This is a genomic window from Bacteroides sp. A1C1, assembly GCF_004328515.1.
Taxonomy (GTDB): Bacteria; Bacteroidota; Bacteroidia; order Bacteroidales; family Bacteroidaceae; genus Bacteroides; species Bacteroides uniformis.
Genome location: NZ_CP036491.1, coordinates 3,898,804 through 3,922,570, shown reverse-complemented (window position 1 = coordinate 3,922,570; position 23,767 = coordinate 3,898,804). Strand labels below are relative to the sequence as shown.

The 23,767-nt window shown below is 48.2% G+C and carries 17 protein-coding genes, 1 tRNA gene and 1 pseudogene; 9 read left to right on the top strand and 10 right to left on the bottom strand.

What is annotated here, in order from left to right:
* Both EYA81_RS16230 and ettA read right to left on the bottom strand, forming a co-directional pair.
* Positions 1-2,748 carry a TonB-dependent receptor gene (locus EYA81_RS16230; RefSeq protein ID WP_131226078.1) on the bottom strand — a complete coding sequence of 916 codons (2,748 nt, stop codon included), beginning with the start codon at positions 2,746-2,748 and terminating at the stop codon, positions 1-3.
* 224 nt (positions 2,749-2,972) lie between these two features.
* The gene (ettA, locus tag EYA81_RS16225) at positions 2,973-4,670 is read right to left on the bottom strand and encodes an energy-dependent translational throttle protein EttA (RefSeq protein ID WP_005828098.1); all 1,698 of its coding nucleotides are present in this window, start codon (positions 4,668-4,670) and stop codon (positions 2,973-2,975) included.
* 138 nt (positions 4,671-4,808) lie between these two features.
* Between ettA and EYA81_RS16220 the strand changes: the two genes are divergently transcribed.
* Positions 4,809-4,881 (top strand) — tRNA-Lys (locus EYA81_RS16220).
* A gap of 343 nt (positions 4,882-5,224) precedes the next feature.
* Here EYA81_RS16220 and EYA81_RS16215 read toward each other — a convergent pair.
* The 5 genes and pseudogenes from EYA81_RS16215 to EYA81_RS19715 all read right to left on the bottom strand — a co-directional run.
* On the bottom strand, positions 5,225-7,429 hold the full coding sequence (locus EYA81_RS16215) for an alpha-galactosidase (protein WP_131226076.1): 2,205 nt from the start codon (positions 7,427-7,429) through the stop codon (positions 5,225-5,227).
* 100 nt (positions 7,430-7,529) lie between these two features.
* Entirely contained in the window at positions 7,530-8,291 is a 762-nt protein-coding gene (locus tag EYA81_RS16210) for an SDR family oxidoreductase (protein WP_117600585.1), read from the bottom strand.
* Positions 8,292-8,673: 382 nt separating this feature from the next.
* Positions 8,674-9,804, bottom strand: a complete 1,131-nt coding sequence (locus tag EYA81_RS16205) for a DUF4852 domain-containing protein (RefSeq protein WP_229135093.1) — start codon at positions 9,802-9,804, stop codon at positions 8,674-8,676.
* Positions 9,805-9,903: 99 nt separating this feature from the next.
* Positions 9,904-10,794 (bottom strand): DUF4377 domain-containing protein, encoded by an 891-nt coding sequence (locus EYA81_RS16200; RefSeq protein WP_117600587.1) that lies wholly within the window; start codon positions 10,792-10,794, stop codon positions 9,904-9,906.
* A 274-nt stretch (positions 10,795-11,068) separates the two neighbouring features.
* Positions 11,069-11,221, bottom strand: a pseudogene (locus tag EYA81_RS19715) (mobilization protein); the annotation flags it as partial.
* Between the two features lie 343 nt (positions 11,222-11,564).
* Between EYA81_RS19715 and EYA81_RS16185 the strand changes: the two are divergent.
* From EYA81_RS16185 to mtgA, 7 genes are all read left to right on the top strand, one after another.
* Positions 11,565-12,950 (top strand): ABC transporter ATP-binding protein, encoded by a 1,386-nt coding sequence (locus tag EYA81_RS16185; RefSeq protein WP_131226074.1) that lies wholly within the window; start codon positions 11,565-11,567, stop codon positions 12,948-12,950.
* 115 nt (positions 12,951-13,065) lie between these two features.
* Entirely contained in the window at positions 13,066-13,839 is a 774-nt protein-coding gene (locus tag EYA81_RS16180) for an ABC transporter permease (protein ID WP_131226440.1), read from the top strand.
* Positions 13,836-14,627 carry an ABC transporter permease gene (locus EYA81_RS16175; RefSeq protein WP_131226072.1) on the top strand — a complete coding sequence of 264 codons (792 nt, stop codon included), beginning with the start codon at positions 13,836-13,838 and terminating at the stop codon, positions 14,625-14,627. The genes EYA81_RS16180 and EYA81_RS16175 overlap by 4 nt, the downstream gene beginning before the upstream one ends.
* Before the next feature lie 44 nt (positions 14,628-14,671).
* Positions 14,672-16,009, top strand: a complete 1,338-nt coding sequence (locus EYA81_RS16170) for an ABC transporter substrate-binding protein (RefSeq protein WP_181980952.1) — start codon at positions 14,672-14,674, stop codon at positions 16,007-16,009.
* Positions 16,010-16,041: 32 nt separating this feature from the next.
* Complete coding sequence (locus tag EYA81_RS16165; RefSeq protein WP_117964495.1) at positions 16,042-17,370, top strand: MATE family efflux transporter; 1,329 nt, start codon at positions 16,042-16,044, stop codon at positions 17,368-17,370.
* Between the two features lie 100 nt (positions 17,371-17,470).
* Positions 17,471-18,145 (top strand): OmpA family protein, encoded by a 675-nt coding sequence (locus EYA81_RS16160; RefSeq protein ID WP_117600594.1) that lies wholly within the window; start codon positions 17,471-17,473, stop codon positions 18,143-18,145.
* 97 nt (positions 18,146-18,242) lie between these two features.
* The gene (mtgA, locus tag EYA81_RS16155; protein WP_117600595.1) at positions 18,243-18,947 is read left to right on the top strand and encodes a monofunctional biosynthetic peptidoglycan transglycosylase; all 705 of its coding nucleotides are present in this window, start codon (positions 18,243-18,245) and stop codon (positions 18,945-18,947) included.
* 109 nt (positions 18,948-19,056) lie between these two features.
* Here mtgA and EYA81_RS16150 read toward each other — a convergent pair whose 3' ends face one another.
* The 3 genes from EYA81_RS16150 to EYA81_RS16140 all read right to left on the bottom strand — a co-directional run bounded on the left by EYA81_RS16150 (position 19,057) and on the right by EYA81_RS16140 (position 22,154).
* The gene (locus EYA81_RS16150) at positions 19,057-20,205 is read right to left on the bottom strand and encodes a cytochrome d ubiquinol oxidase subunit II (RefSeq protein ID WP_131226071.1); all 1,149 of its coding nucleotides are present in this window, start codon (positions 20,203-20,205) and stop codon (positions 19,057-19,059) included.
* 32 nt (positions 20,206-20,237) lie between these two features.
* The gene (locus EYA81_RS16145) at positions 20,238-21,800 is read right to left on the bottom strand and encodes a cytochrome ubiquinol oxidase subunit I (protein ID WP_035449218.1); all 1,563 of its coding nucleotides are present in this window, start codon (positions 21,798-21,800) and stop codon (positions 20,238-20,240) included.
* Between the two features lie 132 nt (positions 21,801-21,932).
* Entirely contained in the window at positions 21,933-22,154 is a 222-nt protein-coding gene (locus tag EYA81_RS16140) for a DUF4492 domain-containing protein (protein ID WP_117600597.1), read from the bottom strand.
* Between the two features lie 210 nt (positions 22,155-22,364).
* Between EYA81_RS16140 and EYA81_RS16135 the strand changes: the two genes are divergently transcribed.
* The gene (locus EYA81_RS16135) at positions 22,365-23,765 is read left to right on the top strand and encodes a TolC family protein (protein ID WP_117966544.1); all 1,401 of its coding nucleotides are present in this window, start codon (positions 22,365-22,367) and stop codon (positions 23,763-23,765) included.
* Positions 23,766-23,767 lie beyond the last annotated feature (2 nt).

Below are 23,767 nucleotides of genomic sequence, written 5' to 3'. Positions count from 1 at the left end.
TTAGAAATTCAACTTCAATCTTACAGTATAAGTACGTCCCCAACCATAGATAACACGTGTGGCCATCTCCCAGTCATGGTTACTTCCATCGCGTGCATCGGCTATGTACTCTTGGTTGAACAAGTTGTTCACATTGCCGCTCAGTGTAGCACGAATCTTACCGAAGTCAAAGGTATATCCTGCACTTACATCAAATGTGCTCCATGAAGGAATCTCCCAAGGTTTTTCCACCACGTAAGCCTCTTTTTGAGTGGCTTGGCTCGCATCAATGTCATAATCGGCATAATTGCGTGCAAAGAAGTTCCAGTCTGCATTAAGACGCAAGCCTTTCATTGGGCGGAATGTCACTCCCAAAGCAGCTGTAGTCTGAGCAGAACCGCCCACCTGTACATTATCCATTTCAATGGTATACTTGTACTGATCTACATTACTCATATCTGTCACCACTTCACCACGGCTATTCGCCATAATCTGGCCTTCAGTATTCATCATGAAGCCTTTCGCTGTCCCATTCCAGCGCCAGTCTCCCCAAGAGAACATACCGTTAACTTCCATCCAGCGGAAAGGCTTGGCAATAAAGTCAAGCTCTATACCCATGTGGTTAGCCTGCGCACCGGTCATGTTCATTGTCCAACGCTGGGAAGCCCCGTTTACGTCTTCATAGGATCCGGTATCATATAAAGCCTTGTCTTTCCACATAGTATAATAGGCGTTTACATTGGCTGAAAAATACTGGCTACGATATCCATAACCTAATTCGAAAGAGTAAACTTTCTCATTCTTAGCATCGGGATTACGCTCATGTGAACTCTGAGAATTGATGAAGGTATTATCAAAAATAGGAGCACGGCTGATAAATCCGGTATTGAAGAATACGTTATTGTAATCATCAAGGTTGTAATTCAAACCAGCTTTCACATTGCCTCCCAAATAATGCTTCTTCGAAGACAGCTGTTTGTCACCACTATAATAAAAACGGTCTTTACGCCAATAACTGGTATTTGTAAGACCACCTGAAACAAATGCACTCACTTTATCTTTATTATACTCCAATTGGGCAAAACCACCTTCGTACATCACAAAACCGTCGTAGTCACGACGAATCACATCTCCTACTCCCAACTTCTGGTTTACCCAGGAGGTGACTCCACCATTCACACTATTCTCAGCCAATACACTCTTACGGTTATAAGAGTCTACATAATACTGCCCTCCAAAAAGATCGGTAATGACATTCTTGTGCAAACCTTTATAATAGCGGAAGTCAATACCACCATAGAAATCAAAGTAATCACCAAACTTAGTGGTATAAGTAGAAATTAATCCTGTCCAGAAATGGTCGTTCGAGGCTTTGTTCATAATCATCAGCGAACCTTTATAACCGGGCATTCCACTCACATTCACCGGATTAGTATAGTTATCTGCATTAAGCTTATCCACAGCATCATAATCAAAAGTACCATCAGGACAACGGAACTGAGTGTTCACCGTACCATCACTGGCCGTACCGTACCAAGAGCTGGTGTACCCCGTTACCCCCGTACCACTATAGCCCGCACCAGTACCGATAGACATATAAGCTGCTGTACTGAGGCTTGACTTATGGTTGATTTGCCACAAATGATTAAGAGACATCTGGGGCTTATGGTATTCGTTACGTGAAGAGTTCATCACTTGTCCATTGCGATAACCGAAAGTAGAATTGTAACGATAGGGACTTTCCTCACCCATCCATTGTTTTACACGCTGATACTCCTTGATATTCAAACCATTTGCCATATTACGCTGATTATGCCACTGAGGTGCTCCAAAAGCTGTAAATGAAAGTTGATGGTTGTCATTGATACGTTTTGCAATACTCATGAACCAAGTGTAGGCCTCGGATTCCGTACCTTGAATATAACCGTCGCGTTTATCTCTGGCACCCAATAAAGTAAAGGCCCAACCATCTTTTGTCAGACCGGAAGAGACACTGAACATCACTTTACTGTAGCCGTCATTACCCATGCCGTAAGAGATGAAGCCGCCTTTCTTGGCATCAGTAGTCTTGGTTATAATGTTTTGTGAGCCACCTACTGAAGGAGTTGACACCTTGCTGGCACCAAGTCCACGTTGTACCTGAATACTGCTGGCCACATCAATCAAACCACCCCAGTTACTCATGTATACTTTCTGGTTTTCCATTCCGTTCATGGGTACACCGTTAATCATCATAGCCACATATTCTGACTTAAAACCACGAATCTTTATGTTGGAATCACCAAAGCCACCTCCCTCATTAGAAGCATAAACACCCGGAGTAGATTTCAAGATTTGCGGTAACTCCTGAGAACCTATCTTATCTTCAATAAATACGGGGTCGACAGTAGATACTGCAACCGGAGTCTTGCGTGCCACAGCAATAGACGATGTAATCACTACGTCCTTCAGCATCACAGCATCCGGTTCCATTGGGATAGCACCCAAATCCACAGAAGCGCCCTTCTGCGTAATCTTCTTCTTCTGGTCTTTATAACCCACGTACTTGAATAGTAATGTCGCATTCGAAGCAACGCTTTGCTTGAAATAGCCATCAATGTCGGTCACCGATCCTTGTGTAGTACCTTCCACCATGACGGCGGCACCCACTAACGGTTCACCTGTTTCTGAATCAACAAGTTGACCTCTCACTGTAGTCTGAGCAAATGCAGCGGCACTAAATACCGACAACACTGCAACCAACAGGAATTGAATTAGATGTTTTCTCATAATTCTGTTTTTTGTTAATAGATAGTATTAATTAAACATTAATTTATGTTTTAAGTCGCAAATATAACTAATAAAAACGAGATTAATGTTATATTTATGTTACATTTTTTGAAGGTAGAAAGGCTTTTTTGAGATATTTTTAAACAAAAAAAGCCCTGCATTCTACAGCAGGGCTTTCGTATTGTCAACAAGTAAAAGAATATACTTTCAAATTCGCACCGAAATCAATCATTCATGAGCTTTCTATAACGTACACGGGTGGGTTCTTCTTTCCCAAGACGTTTCTGTTTATTTTCCTCATATTCTGAATAAGAACCTTCAAAGAAGAACACATTGGAGTCTCCTTCGAAAGCGAGGATATGCGTACAGATACGGTCAAGGAACCAACGGTCGTGACTGATGACCACAGCACATCCGGCAAAGTCCTCCAAACCTTCTTCGAGGGCACGGAGCGTATTCACGTCGATGTCATTGGTGGGCTCGTCCAGCAACAACACATTACCTTCCTCCTTCAGGCAGAGCGCCAGATGCAAGCGGTTGCGTTCACCACCGGAAAGCACCCCACAGAGCTTTTCCTGGTCGGCACCGGAGAAGTTAAAACGGGACAGATAGGCGCGTGCATTAATGTCGCGCCCTCCCATGCGAATCAGATCGTTTCCGCCGGAAATGACCTGATATACGCTCTTGTTGGGGTCGATATCCTTGTGCTGCTGGTCCACGTAGGCAACCTTTACGGTCTCCCCCACCTCGAATTCGCCTTTGTCTGCCTTTTCCAGTCCCATGATAAGACGGAAAAGCGTAGTCTTACCGGCACCGTTAGGGCCGATGATACCCACGATACCGTTGGGTGGAAGCATGAAGTTGAGGTCATCGAACAACAGTTTGTCACCGAACGCCTTTGCCACATGCTTGGCTTCAATCACCTTATTACCCAGACGGGGACCGTTCGGGATAAAGATTTCCAGCTTCTCTTCCTTCTCCTTCACATCCTCGTTCAGCAATTTGTCGTAGGAGTTCAGACGCGCCTTTCCCTTTGCCTGACGGGCCTTGGGAGCCATGCGCACCCACTCCAGCTCGCGTTCCAGCGTCTTGCGGCGCTTGCTGGCGGTCTTTTCCTCTTGCTCCATGCGCTTGGTCTTCTGTTCCAGCCAACTGGAGTAGTTACCTTTCCAGGGAATACCTTCGCCACGGTCCAGCTCAAGAATCCAGCCGGCAACGTGGTCGAGGAAGTAACGGTCGTGCGTTACGGCAATCACCGTACCCTCGTACTGCTGCAAGTGTTGTTCCAGCCAGTCGATGGATTCGGCATCAAGGTGGTTGGTGGGCTCGTCAAGAAGAAGCACGTCGGGCTTCTGCAACAATAGGCGGCAAAGGGCCACACGGCGGCGCTCACCACCGGAAAGATGTTCTACGGACTGGTCTTCGGGCGGACAACGGAGGGCGTCCATGGCGCGTTCCAGCTTGCTGTCAAGGTTCCAGGCATCGGTCGCGTCAATGATGTCCTGCAACTCGGCCTGGCGGGAGAAGAGCTTGTCCATCTTGTCCTGGTCCTCATAATATTCGGGCAAGCCAAACTTCTGATTGATTTCCTCGTATTCTGCCAGCGCGTCCACAATGGGCTGCACGCCTTCCATTACAATTTCCTTTACGGTCTTGGTGGGGTCGAGGTACGGTTCCTGGGCCAGATACCCCACAGAATATCCCGGCGAGAACACCACTTCGCCCTGATAGGACTTATCCAATCCGGCGATAATCTTCAGCAGGGTCGATTTACCCGAACCGTTCAGACCGATGATACCGATTTTTGCCCCGTAGAAGAACGAAAGGTAAATGTTCTTCAGTACCTGCTTGTTGTTCTGCTGAATGGTTTTATTCAGCCCAACCATAGAAAAGATAATCTTTTTATCGTCTACTGTTGCCATGTATTTAATGATTAATGTTCAGTGATAATGATTAATATCAAGGATTGATGGGGACAAAGATAAGAAAAAAGATGATATTATTTTGCAAATTTCAAAAAAGTATCTATCTTTGCACCCGCTTAACAGCAATGAAGGATTGAATCGCTAGCTCAGCAGGTAGAGCACAACACTTTTAATGTTGGGGTCTTGGGTTCGAGCCCCAAGCGGTTCACATAGAAACAAAGCCAGAAGGCGACAAAAAGAAAAAAGTCCTACAATATCAATGTATTGTGGGACTTTTTTTATGTTTCCATCTTACCTGAAAGTCCCAAAAGGGTACGAAAAGAAAAGTTGGACATCCAAACAGTGGTACAATTGGTACAGTGGGTACAGCGCCTCTTCTGCTTCACACACATGCGCTTATGTACATTACTTCATAACGCGTACATTATTTATATACATGCGTGTGTGAGATAGAAGAGACGCTGTACCCACTGTACCAACTGTACCCATAAACCTCACCTTTACGCCGCTCAAGTTCACCTTTACACGGCCCAACCTCACCTTTGCTTATGTCACTTCACCTCTTCCAGATAAAGCACACGGCTCGAATAGTCGTTCTGCTTGTGATAGTCCACCTTATGGTTGTAGGGAATCTCCAGCCCGTTTGCCATGAGGTAGGCACCACTGAAACTCTTTCCTTCGTAGTTCAAGGGAACATTATCTATACGGTTCAGTTCATGCACCCGGTATTGCTTGTCGGCACAGAGCCCTGCCATCTTCACACGCGGCAGGTGCTGGTTACAGAAATGTTCCGTCTTCCACCAATAGAAGACTGCCTTGTCCTTCTCCGGAGCCACGTACATCAGAGAAGCCACACCTTGCTTGTCATAAGGAGAGAGCAGGCGGTAAATGTCTCCCAACTGTACTACGGGACGAATGGTCTTGTACTCGGCAATGGCATTCTTGCAAAGAGCCTTTTCTTCTTCCGTCATATTTTTGGGCTGGATTTCCATACCCAAACGACCACTCATGGCAACGTCTATCCGATATTTCAGAGGGATGGTGCGGAACGTCTGATGATTGGGGGCAGCACTGATGTGCGATGCCATGGCTATGGCGGGGAAGAAATAGGAAGTTCCCCACTGCATATAGACACGTTGCAGGGCATCGGTATTGTCGCTCACCCAGAACTCGTCGAAGTAAGGCAGCACTCCGTAGTTGGCACGGCCACCGCCACTGGCACATGCCTGGATGGTAAGGTCGGGGTATTTGGCACGGATGCGCTGGCACACCTTCTCAAAGCCGCGATGATACTCTATATACATGTGGCTCTGATTTTCTTTGGTCAGGTATTGGGAACCGTGGTTCATGACAGCCATATTGGCATCCCATTTGATATAGTCTATCTCAGGATAAGAAGTCATCAGATTGTCAACAACACCGAACACGAAGTCCTGTACGGCAGGATTGGCAAGGTCGAGCACCACCTGCGTACCGCCGCGTCCCAGTACGAGGTCGCGTTCGGGAGCTTTGAGCACCCAATCCGGATGTTGTTCGTAAAGTTCGCTGGTGGTGTTTGCCATCTCCGGCTCAATCCAGATACCAAACTTGATGCCGTGCTTTTTGGCATCACTCAACAGCCCTTTGACACCGTCCGGAAGCTTGTTCTTGTCCACCACCCAGTCGCCGAGTGATGAACTGTCGTTCTTACGGGGATATTTGTCGCCAAACCAGCCATCGTCCATCACGAACAATTCGCCGCCCATGGAGGCGATGTCCGCCATCATTTGGTCCATACCCTGCTGGTTGATGTCGAAATACACGCCTTCCCAACTGTTCAATAAAATCTTACGGGGAGTAGTGCCGTGCGCCAACTTGTGCAGACGCGCCCAGCGGTGGAAGTTACGGCTGCTGCCACTCAATCCCTCGTTACTATAGGTCAGGGCAAGTTCGGGAGTGCGGAAAAGCTCGTCTTTCTTCAAGGAATAAGCAGAGTTCTCTTCGTTGATTCCGGCAAAGAAATGGTGATATTCATCATCATGCGTCTCGATGCGGAGTTTGTAGTTACCACTGTAACAGAGGGCTGCGCCAATCACGTTGCCCGTGTTCTCCTGCGGACGGCCGTCAAGGGAGAACATCACTTCCGCATGGTCGGTATGAGAATTTCGCACACCGTCCTTATTCTTGATAACCTTCATGCCCGGAGTGAGAGGTTCCTGCGTCAAAAAGCCCTCATTGGCCCAGGAACCGGAGAGATGGGAGAGCCACACATCACCGCGGCGGATGGGCAGATAGCCGGAGGCAAACTGATTGAGCACTACCGGCTTCTTCTCCTGATGAGAAATTTCAGTCCAGGATTCTATCACGTCGGCATCTTGCCAGGCTCGGTAGCAGACATTGACAAAAAAGGGATACACTTTGTCTTTCAGCGCCACGACAGTCGTCACGGCATTTCCTTCCTTCTCGGTAGTCACATTCAGCACTTCAAGCTGGAGGGTCATGTTACCGTCAGCATGCTTCACAGCGAGAGCCGTCTCCACGGGGGTATTCAATCCATATTCGGGATAGGCCGTGTGGCCTGCTTCTGCCGTGGCAATATTCAGCAAATCGGTTTCAGAAAGTCTGTTACCATAATACAAGTGTCTCAGTGTACCGCCTTCAGGAGCCGAAAGCACCAAAGAAGTTTTCGGAGTGGATACACATACGTTTTGAGCCAACAAACTGCCGGTCAGCAGCAGTGCTCCAAAAAGGAAATTTGTTCGTTTCTTAAAATTCATGCTTTTCTTGTTTAGATTCTATAATCATTTAGCTGTGGGCAAATGTAGACGTTTCCCCGAAGATAAAATAGTATCATTTTATCATATTCTTATACAAATTCTATTTCCGGCTGACAATTGTCCCGGTAGCCTGGTTGGCAGGCATCACCAGCACTTCTGCAATCTGGATATGCTCGGGGACGGCAGCGGCAAAATAAACCACTTCGGCTATATCGTCACCGGTCAGCGGACGTATACCTTTATACACATTGTCAGCCGCCTCCCGGTCGCCACGGAAACGGATGACAGAGAAATTGGTTTCCACCAGTCCGGGCTTGACGTTCGTCACGCGTACCGGAGTATCCACCAAGTCGATGCGGAGTCCGTCGGAAAGGGCCTTGACGGCGGCTTTGCAGGCACAGTACACACTGCCGCCCGGATAAGCGTAGTCTCCGGCAATAGACCCCATGTTGATGACATGACCGCGTCCGCGCTCCACCATGCCGGGAACTACGAGGCGGGTCATAGCGAGAAGCGCTTTCACGTCTGTATCAATTACCACATCCCATTCGTCGAGATTACCCTCGTGCTCCTTGTCTACTCCGATAACGAGTCCGGCATTGTTAATCAGTATGTCTATCGCTTTCCACTCCACCGGAAGGGATTCGAGGGCGGCACAAGCAGCCTGCCTATCGCGGACATCAAAAGGAAGCAGATACACATCGGCTCCGAATTTTTCTTCCAATTCTTTCTTTACAGCATTCAGTTTCTCCACATTACGGCCATTGAGTATAAGCCGGTAACCGTTCATGGCAAACTTGCGAGCACAGCCTTCCCCTATTCCGGAGGAGGCTCCGGTGATGAGTACAATTTTCTTTTCCATCGTGTAATAGTTTTTTATATCAATACTGTCAGCAAAGGTATTACTTATTATTTATTACAATCACATTTTTGAAAAGTCCTTTCTTCTTTTACAACCTCTTGCTTTATAAGTTTATCATCAATAAAAGTAAAAGCTGTTGTTATAATATACCATGTACCTTTGTTTAATTCTTCTTTATAGAAGAGTTTTTCTTTCTCTTGATTGTCTTGTGTATAGGATATTTCCTTATTAAAAGGCTTTCCATATCTTTTTATGAAAAGATTTTATCTATACCAATTTTATATTTTCAGAGCTGAATTTACTTATTCGACTGGATGTATAACATGATGTCAGGGCGATTGTTACCAATGTAGTCAGAATGATATTTTTTAGTTTCATATTACTATTTATTGTTCTTTTCAGGTAACGTTTGTGTACCAAGATAATTGTATGTCACTTCTTGTATGTTATAAGGGAAGACATTATAATAACCGTCTGTTTGTACAATTTCCATGTTCAAAGCTTTTTGACCGTATGCTTTACGGAGTGTTGACCACTCGAAATCGAATGAGGTTCCGGGACGCATCACCATGGTACGTTTATCAGGAAGTGATACTGGCTGTTGGAGGATGCGCACATATACATATAGGGTAGCTGTTGGTGGCAAGGTCGCCGAGGTCATTTTACGCATGGTATAGATGCCTTGGGCAATGTTTTTTTTGCAAGGCAGGGTGGTAAATGACGGAGCGTTAGTGAAATGAAAGGCACAAGTTCCCCATAAGCAATAACCTTGTTGGGATAATTCTCTGTTCTGCTTGGTTTCCACATCGACACACGTTAAGCCCGAAATCGGAAAATGCTGTTGATTAATGTCATACATTTGGAGTTCCGAGAAACATTTGATGCGGAACACTTTATTGAAATCTGCCTTTGCTACAGCTTGTTCCAGTTCTTTCCGGTATGTTGTACGGAGTTCTTCCAGTACAAACGGGTCATTGGCTGCTTCTGCATATTGTTTGGGAGCACGGAGAGAGGCATAGGTTTCAACTGATGTTGTGTCGATAGGTTTGCCGTAAAGCTTATGTGCGTAGGCGAACAAGATAGCTGGGGTAAGGTCAACAGCTCCATTCATAAGGGAAACATGATGTCCGGACATGATGTTTCCTTTGCTTAAAGCCATGTTTAGATATACGCCGATCTTGAAATCCCCTTGTTCGGCAAAGACTATTTGGGGCGTTTCCGGCTGTTGGTAAATGCCGAACTGTTGATAGAGTTCGGGCTGGTAAGTAGGTATGTCGGTAATGACGGCAGTCCGTCCGGTTGAGTTTTTCGGATCCAGACTGTCGAATTGATTATTAGCGTTTAGCTGCCTAATAAATAGATAGCCCGAAGGCAATGGTTCGCCAATACGGAGCGTGTCGCCTACTTTATAAGTACGACCGTCACAAGCATCAATGCTCTGTTGGGCTTGAAGGGGTTGGCATAACAAACAGACACTGCTTAACAATAAAGCGGTCAAATTCATTCTTTTCATACGTTTTTTTATGCTTAATTCTATAGTTCTCATATTAATAGATTCTTATAATAGTTGCAATGATAATTAGGATAATTGATGCTCGCTGAGGATTTTATGTTATTTAATAGAAACGGCATAAGAAACCACAACTGTTTTTACTCCGGCTTGCGGATATTTATTTTTGTAGTATTCAGAAAGGTCTTTATAAAGATAAGCTACATCGGGAGTTAAATCTACGTTTCTTGATTTAGCAGAACGACCCATAAACACATCAAATGAAAGATAATTCGTTTCATTTCCCTGTTCATCTGAAAAAGTCCATTTTCCATAACCAAACACATTTCCCTCTGGAGGAAGTAATTTGTAAGATTCTGGCATTTCTTCCGGAGCTTTGTTTTCGTTTTTTATAATACACGGTCCCAGTGTATTATTATCGTCTTTTATTGCAATACATCTTAGGAATTTGTCTTCGCTCCGCCAAAATATATAGTGAAAATCCAAAGGAATAAGAGATTCTTTTTCCAATTCTTCTTCAATAAGTTTTTGATTATTATCTGCATCTACTACATATTTGTATTTAGGAAGCTGTACATTCTCGTAGTATGATTTAGGGATAAAATGTAAAGGCAAATTTTCTGAATCTTTCCTATTTTTAGATATTATTTCAAGTAGTTCATATTCCGTCCATGCGGGATTTTCCATGCTATAATCCAAATAATTTGTTTCACTGATTTTTACCTTATATTCATATCCTTTCTCAAACTCAAATTTATCAATGACTCCAAGGCTCTCCCATTCTTGGGCATTTTCTTTCTTTACAGCATATACATCAGATAAATAATTAAATCCGTCTGACCAACAAACACCGGGTATCTTCTTTGATGCAATGGTTAGAGAATATTCCTTGTAGTCTGTCACTTTCTCACCCTCTTCATCTTTGTTATCACAGCCTATAAAGCCGAATATACAGAGGAATAATATCAGTATTTCTAATTTTTGTGTTTTCATATCTGTCAAATTTTACGATTCTGTATTTACTTTTATTTGCTCTATCCTTATTTTGTGTGCAAATATATAAAAAGTGCCATTCATAAGGCATTATGAACAGCACTTTTTATTGTTTTCCAGCAAGATAAAACGGTTATATCTTCATTCCCCTGCCTTTCCTTTGCGGCTGTATAGGTCGGTGTATGCTCTGCCGTAGCTTGTCGAATTGCTCTTTGAACCACTCGACAATGGGCTTTCGGTCAATGGCAAGAACCAGTCTCGTCCCGTCCGTGGGGTCTTTCACCCCGTCGGGGTATTCGATGAGACTGCGGTTTAGGTGGGTACATGTGGGGTCGGCGTTCTTCGGAATGATGAAACGCTCGATATGTGCGGTCGTTCCGCTGTCGCTGCCGTGCGCCTTTTCCATGTGTAAAACTACGAAACCCATATATCCTTCCTTTCTTTTTTGGCTTGTGAAACAATAAATCTAACTATCTTTGAGGGCGGCGAAATACCGTCCTCGACGGGGTGTGCAGAGGGGCTTGCCCCTTGCCCTATTGGAGAATTTTCAGCGATACGGAGTATTGCGGCTCGGAAGTAACAAACGATATATCAGCTGATTATCTACACTTTACCAAAAATTACTTTTTCGCTATGTGTTTATTTTAACTTCATAGGGATAATGAATTTTAGAGTAAAGCGAAAATTCCCGATAAATTATGTAACTTTGCACTCGCTTTTTTGAAAGCCCGAAATTCGTTTAATTCGTTTGGATAAAGTAAAAGACGCTTATGCAAAAGTCCGATTGCATCATCGGTGTGGAACATGTATCGAAATTCTTCGGAGACAAGGCCGTGCTGAATGATGTGAATTTGTCTGTCCGTAAGGGCGAGTTTGTAACAATACTGGGACCGTCCGGCTGCGGAAAGACAACACTGTTACGCCTCATTGCAGGCTTTCAGACAGCCTCGGAAGGAGTGATAACCATTGCCGGAAAGGACATCACACAGACACCGCCGCACAAGCGTCCGGTGAACACCGTGTTCCAGAAGTACGCCCTCTTCCCCCACCTCAACGTATTCAACAACATAGCCTTCGGGCTGAAGCTGAAGAAGCTGCCCGGTGCCACTATCGAGAAGAAAGTGAAACAAGCCCTGCGCATGGTGGGCATGACAGACTATGAGGACCGCGACGTGGACTCCCTCTCCGGCGGACAGCAACAGCGCGTAGCCATCGCCCGAGCTATCGTCAACGAACCCGAAGTACTGCTGCTGGACGAGCCTCTCGCTGCCTTGGACCTCAAAATGCGCAAAGACATGCAGATGGAACTGAAGGAAATGCACCAGAAGCTGGGTATCACCTTCGTATACGTGACCCACGACCAGGAAGAGGCACTCACCCTGAGCGACACCATCGTTGTGATGAGCGAAGGACGCATCCAGCAGATAGGTGTGCCGACCGACATCTACAACGAGCCCATCAACTCCTTTGTAGCCGACTTCATCGGCGAAAGCAACATCTTGAACGGAGTCATGATAAAAGATAAGGCCGTTACCTTCTGCGGGCACGAATTTGAATGCGTAGACACGGGATTTGGTGAACAGATGCAGGTGGACGTAGTAATTCGCCCCGAAGACATCTACATCTTCGATGTATCCGACGCCGCACAGCTGACGGGCACCGTAACCAGCTGTATCTTCAAAGGCGTACACTATGAAATGCTGGTGCAAACGCGCGAAGGCTACGAGCTGATGGTGCAGGACTACCATGCCTTCGAGGCAGGACGCGAAGTCGGTCTGCTGGTAAAACCCTTCGACATCCATGTGATGAAGAAAGAACGCACCTGCAACACCTTCGAAGGAAAACTGGTGGACAAAACGCACGTAGAATGCCTGGGCTGTAACTTCGAATGCCTGCCCGTGCAAGGCATCGAACCGGGCAGCAGCGTGCAAGTGGAAGTGGACTTCCAGGACGTCATCCTCGAAGACAACGAAGAGGACGGCCGTCTGACGGGTGAAGTGAAATTCATCCTCTACAAAGGAAACCATTACCACCTGACCGTGTTTACAGACTGGGACGAAGACATCTTTGTCGACACCAACGACGTGTGGGACGACGGCGACCGTGTAGGTATCATCATCGCACCCGAAAACGTGAGAATAAGGAATAAAGAATAGGGATTAGGGATTAAGGGTTAGCTATTATAAATTCTTTATCCTCCACCCTTAATCCCTAATCCCTAATCCTTAATCCCTAATCCCTTAATCCTTAATAAAGATGATAACTTTCTTTATGCGTCGGCGCAACTGGACGGTACCCTACGCGCTATTTCTGCTTGTATTTGTTATAGTACCGCTGCTGCTCATCGTGCTCTACGCCTTTACGGACGACGGAGGAGCGTTCACGCTTGCCAACTTCCGCAAGTTCATGATGCACCCCGAAGCGATGAACACGTTTGTCTACTCCATCGGAATAGCCGTTATCACTACGCTGATCTGCCTGCTGCTGGGCTATCCGGCGGCGTATATCCTGAGTCAGAAGCAATTCAACGCCTCGCGCACCATGGTGGTACTGTTCATCCTGCCCATGTGGGTGAACATCTTGATACGTACGCTTGCCACAGTAGCGCTGTTCGACTTCCTGAACCTGCCGCTGGGTGAAGGCGCACTTGTGTTCGGTATGGTCTACAACTTCCTGCCGTTCATGATATACCCCATTTACAACACCCTTCAGAAGATGGACCACAATTTGATTGAGGCTGCGCAAGACTTGGGAGCCTCCCCCACGCACGTATTCGGCAAGGTGATTCTACCGCTGTCCATGCCGGGTGTGATGAGTGGTATAGTAATGGTGTTTATGCCTACGGTATCCACCTTCGCCATCGCCGAGCTGCTGACGATGAACAACATCAAGCTTTTCGGTACCACGGTACAAGAGAATATTTACAATGGAATGTGGAACTACGGTGCCGCCCTCTCGCTCATCATGCTGCTGCTGATAGGCATCACCGTCCTCTTCACCAACGAGGAAGACGGCGCATCGAATGAAAGCGGAGGTATGATATGATGACACGAATCTTGACCCGCGGCTACTTGTGGCTGCTGTTGGCGTTGCTCTATTCGCCTATCCTGATAATCATGATATTCTCCTTCACCGAAGCAAAGGTGCTGGGCAACTGGACGGGGTTCTCCACCAAGCTGTACAGCTCGCTGTTCACGGGCGGGATGCACCACTCGTTGATGAACGCTATCTGGAACACATTCGCCATTGCCCTGCTTGCCGCCACCGCCAGCACGGCACTGGGCAGCATTGCAGCCATCGGCATCTTCAACCTGCGCTCGCGCACACGGCAGGTAATGAACTTCGCCAATGCCATCCCGATGATGAATGCAGACATTATCACCGGTGTGTCGCTGTTCCTGCTGTTCGTCAGCTTCGGCATATCGCAAGGATTTACCACAGTGGTACTGGCACACATCACCTTCTGCACACCCTACGTGGTGCTCAGCGTAATGCCCCGGCTCAAGAAGATGAACCAGAATGTCTACGAGGCGGCACTCGACCTGGGCGCCACGCCGTTCCAGGCATTGTGCAAGGTGATTCTTCCGGAGATATTTCCGGGTATGATAAGCGGCTTCATCCTTGCCTTCACGCTCTCCATCGACGACTTTGCCGTGACCATCTTCACCATTGGCAACCAGGGGCTGGAAACGCTCTCCACCTACATCTACGCCGATGCGCGCAAGGGTGGACTGACGCCGGAACTGCGGCCACTCTCCACCATCATCTTCGTGACGGTGCTGGTGTTGCTGATTGTAATCAACAAGCGGGCCGAACGGACAAAAAACGATTGATGTGAGTGATGAGTTATAAGTTATCAATTGTCAAAAACAAGATGATGAAAAGGATAATAAACATACTGATTCTACTGTGCTGTATCGCATCCCTCTCCTCTTGTGGAAACTCTACAGAAGAGCGCAGCCGTGTACTGAAGATATACAACTGGGCAGACTACATCGATGAAGATGTGCTTGCCGAATTTCCCGACTGGTACAAGCAGCAGACGGGCGAAGACCTCCGTATCATCTACCAGGTGTTCGATATCAACGAAATCATGCTCACCAAAATTGAGCGCGGGCACGAGGACTTCGACGTCGTATGCCCCTCGGAGTACATCATCGAACGTATGCTCCGCAAAGACCTCCTGCTACCCATCGACCGCAACTTCGGCCGCACACCGGACTACATCCCCAACGTGTCGCCCTACATCCGCCACGAGCTGAACAAGACCTCGCAACCTGAACGCCAGACCGAGGACTATGCCGTGCCCTATATGTGGGGCACCGCCGGCATCCTCTTCAACAAGAAGTTCATTACTCCCGAAGAGGCAAGCACGTGGAATATCCTCTGGACTCCCAAAAACCGTAGCAAGATACTGATGAAGGACAGCTACCGCGACGCCTACGGCACTGCCATCATTTACGCCCATGCCCGGGAACTTGCCGACAGCACCGTCACCGTAGAGCAACTGATGAACGACAACTCCCCGCAGGCCATCGCCCTTGCCGAGAAATACCTCAAGGAGATGAAACCCAACATCGCCGGCTGGGAAGCCGACTTCGGCAAGGAAATGATGACCAAGAACAAGGCGTGGATCAACTTCACCTGGAGCGGCGACGCCGTCTGGGCCATCGAGGAGGCCGATGCCGTGGGTGTGGAACTGGACTACACCGTCCCCCGCGAAGGCAGCAACATCTGGTATGACGGCTGGGTAATCCCCCGCTACGCCCGCAACGTGAAGGCAGCAAGCTATTTCATCAACTACCTCTGCCAGCCCTCCGTGGCGCTGCGCAACATGGATGCCATCGGTTACGTCAGCGCCGTCGCCACACCGGAAATCATGGAGGCGAAGACCGACACCACGCTTGACGTGCATTCCGACCTCAGCTACTTCTTCGGTCCCTTGTCCGGAGCCGACAGCCTACAGATAGACCCGGTCCAGTACCCCGACCGCCGCGTAGTGGAGCGCTGCGCCATGATACGCGACTTCGGCGACCGCACGGAACTGGTGCTCGAAATGTGGAGCCGCGTGAAAGGTGACAATCTCAATACGGGCATCGTACTGCTCATCTTCGCCGTCTTCGGTCTGCTCTTCATCTGGCTGGTATATACCAAGATACGAAAGTACAAGCAGAAACGCCGCCACCGCCTCCGCAGAAAGCGAAAAAGGAGATGATTAATACATTGTTTATCTAAAAAAACGTCAACGTGCAAGGAACTAAGAATTTGACACAAGGCCCCATCAACCGCCAGCTATTCACGCTGGCAATGCCCATCATGGCCACCTCATTCATCCAAATGGCCTACAGCCTGACAGACATGGCATGGGTAGGACGTCTGGGCAGTGAGTCCGTGGCTGCAGTAGGTGCGGTAGGCATACTGACGTGGATGTCCGGTTCCATCGCCTTGTTGAACAAGGTAGGTGCCGAAGTCAGCGTAGGCCAGTCCATCGGTGCACGCAGCGAAGAGGATGCACGCAGTTTTGCTTCACACAACATTACAATTGCCCTGCTCATCTCCGTCTGCTGGGGAGGACTGCTGTTTCTTTTCGCCCGCCCCATCCTGAACATCTTCGAACTGAAACAGCATATCACAGACGCCGCCGTGACCTATCTGCGCATCGTGTCGACGGGACTGCCGTTCGTCTTTCTCTCCGCTGCCTTCACGGGCATCTACAACGCGGCAGGACGTAGCAAGATTCCGTTCTACATCAGCGGGACGGGACTGATTATGAATATCCTCCTCGACCCTCTTTTCATCTTCGGCTTTGGCTGGGGGACGGTAGGGGCTGCACTTGCCACCTGGCTGTCCGAAGCCATGGTCTTCGGCATCTTCGTCTACAAACTCCGAGGGAAAAGCGCTGTACTCGGCGGATTCTCCTTCCTCGTCCGTCTGAAGAAGAAGTACACCCGGCGTATCTTCAAGCTCGGCCTGCCCGTGGCCACACTGAACACACTCTTTGCTTTCGTCAACATGTTCCTCTCGCGCACCGCTTCGGAGCAGGGAGGGCACATCGGACTGATGGCATTCACTACCGGAGGACAAATCGAGGCCATCACCTGGAACACTTCACAAGGATTCTCTACAGGACTGAGTACATTCATTGCACAGAACTATGCTGCCGGACAAAAGTCGCGCGTGAAGCAGGCATGGCACACCACCCTATGGATGACGGGCGTATTCGGAAGTCTCTGCTCACTGCTCTTTATCTTCTTTGGCAGTGAAGTGTTCTCTATCTTCGTGCCCGAAGCCGAAGCCTACCGTGTGGGAGGTGACTTTCTCCGCATCGACGGTTATTCACAAATGTTCATGATGATGGAAATCACCATGCAAGGTGTGTTCTACGGACTGGGACGAACGGTACCGCCTGCTATTGTCAGTATCGGATGCAACTATATGCGCATTCCGGTAGCATTGCTACTGGTACATATGGGTATGGGAGTGGACGCCATCTGGTGGGCAGTGAGTGGAACCACCATTGCCAAAGGTCTGATACTGACAGCCTGGTTCATATCCATCAAAAGGAAAATTCTCTAAAAAAGAACAGAACTGACGAACTTTAGGAAGAGAAATATGGTTATATATACATAAATTTGCAACATTAAAGATAAGATCAACTTTTAAAGAAAAAAGAGTTATGAAGAAAATGAAATTTACAGTATTGTTTTTATGCAGTGCATTGCTGCTGGGCAGTTGCGGCACCATGAACAACAAGGCAAAAGGTGGAATAATCGGTGGTGGTTCCGGCGCAGCGGCAGGTGCCATTATCGGCGGACTGATAGGTAAAGGCAAGGGGGCAGCCATTGGCGCGGCAGTAGGCGCGGCAGTAGGTACAGGTGCCGGTGTTGCCATCGGACACAAAATGGACAAGAAGGCTGCCGAAGCTGCCAAGATTGAAGGTGCCCAAGTGGAGCAGGTAACGGATGCCAACGGCTTGCCGGCTGTCAAAGTATCCTTTGCGGCAGGTATTCTGTTCGGCTTCAACTCCGCAGCACTGAGCAACGAGGCAAAGGCCTCCCTGCGCGAACTTGCACAGATTCTGAAGGAAGACCCGACAACGGACATTGCCATCATCGGCCATACCGACAAGGTGGGTACCTACGAAGCCAACATGAAGGTTTCCAAGAACCGCGCCTATGCTGTAGAAAACTATTTGCAGGATTGCGGTGTATCTCCTGCCCAGTTCAAGAAAGTGGAAGGCGTGGGATACAACGAATACGATGAAAGTCTGTCTGCCGACCAGAACCGACGCGTAGAGGTATATATGTATGCCAGCGAACAGATGATTAAGAATGCGGAGGCGAATAATTAATATGCTAATGTGATCAATGTGCCAATGTGCTAATTGGCATATTGACACATTAATCACATTGACATATTAGTACATTAATCACACTGGCACTCTCTCCATGAAACTCCCGAAACCTTTGCGGTTCCTCCGCAACATCATATTATTCTTCTTTATTTCCACTATCCTGGCGGTAGTGGTTTATCGTTTTGTACCCGTCTACATCACGCCATTGATGGTTATCCGCAGCGTGCAGCAAGTCTTCAAGGGCGAAAGTCCCCGTTGGCACCATACTTGGGTATCTTCCGACAAGATATCCCCTCACCTGCCGATGGCCGTCATTGCTTCGGAAGACAACCGGTTTGCCACACACAACGGGTTCGATTTCATCGAGATACAGAAAGCGATAAAGGAGAATGAAACAAGAAAACGGAAACGGGGCGCCAGTACTATCAGCCAGCAGACGGCAAAGAATGTATTCCTATGGCCCCAATCTTCCTGGGTACGCAAAGGACTGGAAGCCTACTTCACCGTACTGATAGAATTCTTCTGGTCCAAAGAACGTATCATGGAGGTCTATCTCAACTCCATCGAAATGGGGAAAGGCATCTATGGCGCACAAGCCGCCGCCAAATACAAGTTCAAGACTACAGCAGCCAAACTCTCTGCCGGACAATGTGCACTGATAGCAGCCACACTACCCAACCCCATACGCTTCGACTCAGCACACCCCTCCCCTTACATAAAGAAAAGGCAAGGACAGATTCTACGATTGATGAAACTGATACCCAAATTCCAGCTAAATGAGAAACAGACAAAAGAATAAAAAGAGGACGTGCCCAAAGTACATGAGCACTTTCATAATGTTATTCTGCGTAATCCGCGCCTAAAAAAAAGCGTTCAAAGGGGGTTGATACATCCCCTTTAATTTTTAATTAATACGCATGGCCTCCCTCTCCCATCTCCTTCGCATCAATCTTACGATTATCAATGCTGCGCCATGCATAGAAGATATAGGCAAGAACGAAAGGAACAAGGATAGAGACATAAGCCATAACCTTCAGTGTGAACTGGCTCGAACAACTGTTTGCCAACGTCAGCGAGCTTTGTAAGTCGTGGGTGGAAGGATAATAGGCTGTATTGTTATAGCCTGCCACAAGCAGCAATGCCAATACCGCAAGCACCGTCCCTGCACCGGCAAACCAGATTCCCTTGTCGAACGTCGGCTTCCACAGCGTACGGATGATGCCCCAAAGCACAGCCACCACACCAATCAGGAATACAAACAGCACTACCGGCATCTGCAAGAAGTTCATCAGATACTTGTAAGGTTCCATGAACACCTCTCCCGTTTCCGGACGGACAGCGTAGCCGTCGGCCACCAGTGTACGGATGACGAAGGCCAGGAAGAACACCAGAAACAATGCCGTATTTCCCCAGAGTGCCCGGCGGCAGCGTCTCACCAAGTCGTCCTCATTGATGTTATTAATAAAATAGAGCGCCCCCAAGATGCGCGCCAGGAAGAACACAGCCAGCCCGAGCACCACATTCCACGGATTGAGCAGCGCATCCAGCCCGTGTCCTGCATTGGCCCACTGACTGATGACCGGCATCACCGTATCTGCCATATTCCCTTTATTGATGTAAAATTCGGACCCCGTGAAGAACGTGGCCACTGCCCCACCCAGCAATACCGGACCTACCACTCCGTTTATCACCAGGAACGTGCGATACGTTGTCTTGCCCAGCAGATTTCCCGCCTTCGACTGGAACTCGTAGCTGACAGCCTGCAACACAAAGCTGAACAGAATAATCATCCACAACCAATAGGCTCCTCCGAAACTCGTACTATAGAACAACGGAAACGAAGCAAAGAACGCGCCTCCAAACGTGACGAGCGTTGTAAACGTAAACTCCCATTTCCGTCCCGTAGAATTAATCATCATCTTCTTTTGCTCCTCCGTCTTCCCCAGACAGAACAGAAGCGAATTACCTCCCTGCACAAACAGCAGGAATACCAGCAGTGCTCCCAGCAAGGAGACTACGAACCACCAATAGTGTTGAAGAAAAATATAGGTATTCATTGTGAATTATGAATTATAAGTTATGAGTTATGTTATGAATTATGCGTTTCTGTTTCCGGGCCTTTGCGAATGGCCTTCAGCATAATTCCCACCTCGGCAATCAGCATGACAGTGAAAAGTACCAGAAAGATAAAGAACGTGGTCTGCACGGAACCGACATCCAACTTGGAAATGGCGGCACTTGTGGGCAGCATGTCTTGGATGGCCCACGGCTGGCGACCACATTCGGCAACCACCCATCCGGCTTGTCCGGCCAGATAGCCCAGCGGAATGGTGAGCATGGCCACCCAATGCATCCACGGCATCCGCGACAAGTCTTTCTTATAGGCCAGGAACAGCACCACGATAAAGAAGAGGATGAAATATCCACCCAACATCACCATCACACGGAACATGTAGAACGTAAGAGGCACATTCGGCACCAATTCGTTCACATCCTTGATATAACCGTAACCGAAATAGGCTACATTATCTTTCAACACTTTGGCAGCCACCTCTGCATCTGCCTCATTGCCCGCAGCCTTGGCTGCACGATAGGCGGCAAACGCACTGATGGCCGTTTTCCCTTTTTCTATTTTCTCTTCTGCCGAAAGCGCCACAGTACCGTCCTTCAACGGGTATCCGCCTTTCAGCAGGTCATTGATGCCGGGAACAAAGGCATCCGTCTTCCGTTCGGCAAGCAACGACAACATCTTAGGGATTTCCACACGGAAAAGGAATGGGTCTACTCCGTCTTGCGGCGTCTGCTTGGCAGGATTCAGCAGCCCGAACGCTACCAATCCGGCACCTTGCCGCCCTTCATAATAACCTTCCATAGCAGCCAACTTCATCGGCTGCTTTTGCGCCACTTGATAGCCGGAGCCATCGCCCGTCCAGGCAGACAGCACGGCGGCACACAGACCTACCCATGCGGCAATCTTTACACTTGCCAGCGCAAATTTCTTCTCGCGCTTCTTCCACAGATACCAGCAGCTCACCCCCACTACAAACACGGCAGCCAGTACCCAGCCGGACAGCACACTGTGGAAGAACTTGTTGACAGCCATCGGCGAAGTGGCCACAGCCCAGAAGTCCACCATCTCGTTGCGTGCCGTATCGGGATTGAACTCCATGCCTACGGGATTCTGCATCCACGCATTGGCAACCAGAATCCACCAGGCGGAAATCGTGGCGCCCAGCCCCGTAAGCCAGGTAGATGCCAGGTGGAAACGCTTACTCACCTTATCCCAGCCGAAGAACATGACGGCGATAAACGTTGCTTCCATAAAGAAAGCCAAAATACCCTCGATGGCAAGCGGTGCACCAAAGATATCGCCCACAAACCAACTGTAATTACTCCAGTTCGTACCGAATTCAAATTCCAGAATGATACCGGTTGCTACACCAATGGCAAAGTTGATACCGAAAATCTTCATCCAGAATTTAGCAGTACGTTTCCAAAATTCGTCACCCGTACGGTAGTACGCCGTTTCCATGATGCCCATAATTACCGCCAGTCCAAGTGTCAGCGGCACAAAAATCCAGTGATAGATGGCGGTCAAGGCAAATTGGGCTCTCGACCAGTCAATCAGAGAAGTGTCAATGTGTCCAAGCATAAGAATCAAGTTATGAGTTATAAGTTATGAGTTATTGAGTTACTAAGTTATTGGGTTGTCAAGTAAGAACACAGAGACACGGAGAATTTATAAAGGCAAGGACATAAACTCTGCGGCTCTGTGTCTCCGTATTTAGTCACCCAGGCTCCGGTGGATAAGTTCATTACTAACATAGCCTTCTTTGTCGTCACCCACCACGGGAGTATTCAGAAACCGTGGGAAAAAGAAAAGACGGAGAATAAAAAACATGATGAATAACTTCACAAGGATGATAAGCCACAAAGTACGCCCTAACGTCATACTTCGAAAACCTTCCAAATAAAAACGCCAAATGTTTACCGCAGTTCGTTTCATGCTGATAAAATTATAATGATTACAAATATAAAATACTTTTATATAAAGAACAAATAAAAAGGTGAAAAGTTGAACAGAAAAAAGACTTCTCCCATTCATCGGTACAAAAAAGATTTTAGGCGAGGAAAATTCCCCCAACGTCTATCACTTTTGCAATCCTCTCTCCCCCCCACTACATTTGCCAATGTAAAACCATAGAATAACGAAGATATGACGAACGTAAAGAGATTGACAGTGATAGCGCTATGTGTGGCAAGCTGCATGGGAGTGGCCGCCCAAAACGACACTTCCGCGCAAACGCCCGGCAGCTCCGGGCAGCTTGCCGACGGCCTGCCCGCCCAATGGGATTTGCAGACCTGCATCGACTATGCTTTGCAACAAAACATCACCATCCGCAAGAACCGCCTCAGCGCGGAAAGTGCCCAGGTAGATGTAAAGACCGCCCGAGCCGCCCTCTTCCCCAATCTTTCAGCCAGTGTGAGCCAGCGTGTCGTAAATCGCCCGAAGAGCAAGACAAACACCATCATTGACGGCGACAACATCACCAGCAGCCAGAGCAAGACTTCCTACAACGGCAGCTACGGCATCGATGCCAATTGGACCCTCTACAACGGCGGAAAGCGCCTCAACACCATCAAACAGCAGCAACTGAACAACCGCGTTGCCGAGCTCAACGTGGCCCAAAGCGAAAACAGCATTGAGGAAAGCATCGCACAGACCTACGTACAGATACTCTATGCCTCCGAAGCCGTGAAAGTGAATGAATCGACTCTGGAAGTGAGCCAGGCCGAATGCGAACGTGCCCGCCAACTTCTTGAAGCAGGAAGCATCGCCAAAAGCGACCTGGCACAACTGGAAGCGCAGGTAAGCACCGACAAGTACCAACTGGTGACAGCGCAAGCCACCCTACAAGATTACAAACTGCAACTGAAACAACTCCTGGAACTGGACGGCGAATCCGAGATGAACCTCTACATCCCCGCCCTCGGCACGGAAAATGTACTGGCACCCCTGCCCACCAAAACGGACGTTTACCGATCCGCTCTCGTGCTCCGTCCGGAAATAGAAGCCGGCAAGCTGAACATACAGACATCCGACCTCGACATCAAAATTGCCCGTGCTGGCTATCTGCCCACACTGAGCCTCAGTGCTGGTATCGGAACCAGCCATGCCAACGGTAATGACTTCACCTTCAGCGAGCAAGTCAAACAGAACTGGAACAACTCGCTGGGCTTCACCGTAAGCGTGCCCATCTTCAGCAACCGGCAGACCAAGAGTGCCGTAGAGAAAGCCAAGATTCAGAAACAGACCAGCGAACTGGACCTGCTGGACGACCAAAAAACGCTGTACAAGACCATTGAAACCCTCTGGCTCGATGCCAACAGCGCCCAGCAGCGCTACGCCGCTGCCACGGAGAAGCTGAAAAGCACACAAACCAGCTATGAACTGATTCAGGAGCAGTTCAACCTGGGCATGAAGAATACCGTAGAACTGCTGACGGAAAAAAGCAATCTGCTCAGCGCACAGCAGGAGACACTGCAAGCCAAATACATGGCGATACTGAACATGCAACTGCTGAAATTCTATCAAGGAGAAAAAATCGAATTATAATA